3 protein-coding genes and 1 tRNA gene are annotated in these 2,950 nt (G+C 63.2%); 3 read left to right on the top strand and 1 reads right to left on the bottom strand.

Annotation, left to right across the window (positions count from 1 at the left end; all coding sequences use genetic code 11):
• The first annotated feature begins 15 nt into the window (after positions 1–15).
• The 3 genes from H7225_RS17645 (at position 16) to H7225_RS17635 (ending at position 2,241) form a co-directional block, all read left to right on the top strand.
• Positions 16–90 (top strand) — tRNA-Val (locus H7225_RS17645).
• Between the two features lie 437 nt (positions 91–527).
• On the top strand, positions 528–1,868 hold the full coding sequence (locus tag H7225_RS17640) for an ammonium transporter (protein ID WP_290664210.1): 1,341 nt from the start codon (positions 528–530) through the stop codon (positions 1,866–1,868).
• Positions 1,869–1,902: 34 nt separating this feature from the next.
• Positions 1,903–2,241 carry a hypothetical protein gene (locus tag H7225_RS17635; protein WP_290664208.1) on the top strand — a complete coding sequence of 113 codons (339 nt, stop codon included), beginning with the start codon at positions 1,903–1,905 and terminating at the stop codon, positions 2,239–2,241.
• Between the two features lie 63 nt (positions 2,242–2,304).
• Here H7225_RS17635 and H7225_RS17630 read toward each other — a convergent pair.
• The coding region (locus tag H7225_RS17630; protein ID WP_290664206.1) for a hypothetical protein at positions 2,305–2,950 on the bottom strand (646 nt) is incomplete at its 5' end.

Below are 2,950 nucleotides of genomic sequence, written 5' to 3'. Positions count from 1 at the left end.
GAAATGACCAATTTCGGGCGGTTAGCTCAGTGGTAGAGCACTGCCTTCACACGGCAGGGGTCGCAAGTTCGAAACTTGCACCGCCCACCAGGAAAATCAAGCACTTAGCCTCGCGGCCAGGTGCTTTTTTCTTGCCCGTACGGACTTTATACGGACAGACGGTTTTCAGCGGCCTAGGTAAACCGCCGTTATTTGCTCCTTCTCGTGGCCAAGCTCGCGTGAGACGGTCAGCCTAGCCTGCCTGTTGATGGCCTTTTGTTCGGGGCCCAATTGCTTCGATGTGGGCCCGCCAGCAGCCGGCGCCTTCCAGGCGGTCAACTCGCGACGGCATCAACGGGCAGCGAGGCGCCGGTGCGGTGGTATTGCTCGCATGCCGCTTGAGCACGCGCATGGAATTCAGTCTGCATGCCGTGAGGTGGCTGCCGCATTGACCGACGGTGTGAGCGGGTTTGTTTCTTGCGATGTTTTCAGTGTTTCCGCTGAATCTCGCAGTACCGATGACGCCATCTCAAAAAATACGCCGCGCCATGATCGTTTTGGCCGCCTTCCTGTTTCACTTTGGTGCGCATGCCCAAACCGCTTCGCTGGACGCGGCTTCTTCTGGTGCCTTGACCCTGGCGATGGCCGCGGTCAACCCGCACCGGGTGCCTTTCTCTCAGATCAATTCGGGCGACACGGCCTGGATGATCGTGGCCTGCGCCTTGGTCCTGCTCATGTCCATCCCCGGACTGGCGCTGTTTTATGCCGGCATGGTGCGCAAGAAGAACATCCTGGCCACGATGGCGCAAACCTTCGCGGTGTGCGCCTTGGTCACGGTACTTTGGTTCGTGGCCGGCTACAGCCTGGCCTTCATGCCGGGCTCTGACTGGATTGGCGGCACGCAGGCCCTGTTCCTGGACAGCCTGTTCTTCAACAAGGGCTTGGGGCAGGTGTCGGTTCACCACCTGGCGCCCACGGTGCCCGAGTCGGTGTTCGTGATGTTCCAACTCACCTTCGCCATCATCACGCCGGCCCTGATCACCGGGGCGTTTGCCGAGCGCATGCGCTTTTCAGCCATGCTGCTGTTCATGGCCTTGTGGTCCTTGCTGGTCTACGCCCCAGTGGCGCATTGGGTGTGGGAGCCCACCGGTTGGCTGGCCAAACGGGGTGTGCTGGACTTTGCGGGCGGCACCGTGGTGCACCTCAACGCCGGCATCGCCGGTCTGGCCTGCGCCTGGATGCTGGGCCGGCGCGCGGGCTTTGGGCAAGAGCCCTTGATGCCGTCCAACCTGGGCTACACCATGATCGGTGCATCCTTGCTGTGGGTGGGGTGGATGGGCTTCAACGGAGGTTCAGCTGGTGCGGCGGATGGCCGGGCCGGCATGGCGATGCTGGTGACCCAGCTGGGCGCGGCCGGCGCGGCCCTCAGCTGGATGGTCGCCGAGTGGGCGGTGCGGGGCACGCCCACCTTGTTGGGCCTGTGCAGTGGCGCGGTGGCGGGCCTGGTGGCCATCACCCCGGCCTCAGGCTTTGTCGATCCCAAAGCCGCCTTGCTGATCGGGGTGATCGCCGGGGTCGGGTGCTATTGGGGCGCCACCGGCCTGAAGCGCTTGCTGGGCGCCGACGATTCGCTGGATGTGTTCGGCGTGCATGGCGTGGGCGGGGCCATCGGGGCCTTATTGACCGGTGCGTTGGCGTCGCCCGCCATGGGTGGTGTCGAAGGGTCGGTGGCCAATCAGGCCGTGGGCGTGCTGGCCACGCTGGCTTACAGCGGCGTGGTCACAACGCTCATCCTGTGGTTCGTGGACGGCCTGGTAGGACTGCGTGTGACCACTCAACAGGAAGTGGATGGGCTTGACCTGAGCTTGCATGGCGAGCGTGTCGAATGAACCTCAGTGCGTATTTGTCTTTCAGGAGACTGTGATGCTGGAAAGCGAAAAGTTCGCCATTGCCGCTCATCTGCACGTGAACTTGCGCCGAATCAACGGGCGAGTCACCGATGTGGAGTGGATGGTCAAGAGCCCCGACTACGCCCGCGAGATCATCCGCGTGGCCCGCACGGAAACGCACCCTGGTCTGCTGCGCCTGGCCGACAAGCTGGAGGCCGCCTTGCAGCCCCCGATGTCGGCCCCCAGGGTGCAGGCCGTGCCGCCTGCCCAGCCTGCGTTCGTGGCCAGCCAGTCCGGTCCGCCTTCGGGGTTTTCAGCGCCCAGTTTGGACCCAGCCGCTTCACGCAAGCGCTATGTGGGCACTTTGCGTTAGCCCTGCTCAGGCTGGATGAGCTTGCGGACGTGCTGCGCGGCCCTTCAAACCACCAGTGAGCGCTCAACAGGCGACTTCTTCCTCCAGCGGCCATTGGGGATCAGCCTTCGCGAAATCCGAGTGGCTGATCTCGCAAACCTGAACCTTGTTGGCCACGTTGAACTCGGACAACCTGCCGCTGGATTCGCCGCTGCTGACATCCACATCCCGGTCGACCACGATCACCACCAGGCAGGCGTGCACCTCGGTCAGCCCTTGGCTCGGGGTCGGGCCCATGACCGAGGCCAGTTGGAGCAAGGTGGATTTCAGCACCTCGACCGGCAGATCCAGAAAGCATTGGGCGCCGTGGCGCTTGAGGGCGTGCTCCAGATAGCTCAGGTGCTTCAACACCTTGCGGGCGCCAATGTGCTGGTTCAGCACCTGGGCCATGGCTGCCTGCATGCGCTGCAGCTGGGCTTCGTTCACGCCCAACACGGGCGGTGAACTGGGCACGCTGGGTTTGTCAGGCGTGGGTGAGTTTGGCCGCGCCGTGCTGGCGGCGATTTTTGAATCCTGCAGCACCACATGCAGTTTGCCCTCACGGCGTTCCAACTGCACTTGCGCTACAAAAATCCCACGCGCCAAGTTCACCAGGGGTGTGAGCCAACTGGGGTGTGACGGTGCTTTTGATGGACGTTGATCTTGCGCCATGGTGGGGTGCTTGGCCTTT

The organism is Aquabacterium sp. (assembly GCF_014378415.1).
Classification (GTDB): Bacteria; Pseudomonadota; Gammaproteobacteria; order Burkholderiales; family Burkholderiaceae_C; genus Aquabacterium.
The sequence above is the reverse complement of the archived record's forward strand: the minus strand, read 5'-3'. Positions and strand labels throughout refer to the sequence as shown.

Coding starts and splice junctions, on each gene's coding strand:
- H7225_RS17640 (WP_290664210.1), top strand. CDS start 528: ATGATCGTTTTGGCCGCCTTCCTGTTTCACTTTGGTGCGCATGCCCAA.
- H7225_RS17635 (WP_290664208.1), top strand. CDS start 1,903: ATGCTGGAAAGCGAAAAGTTCGCCATTGCCGCTCATCTGCACGTGAAC.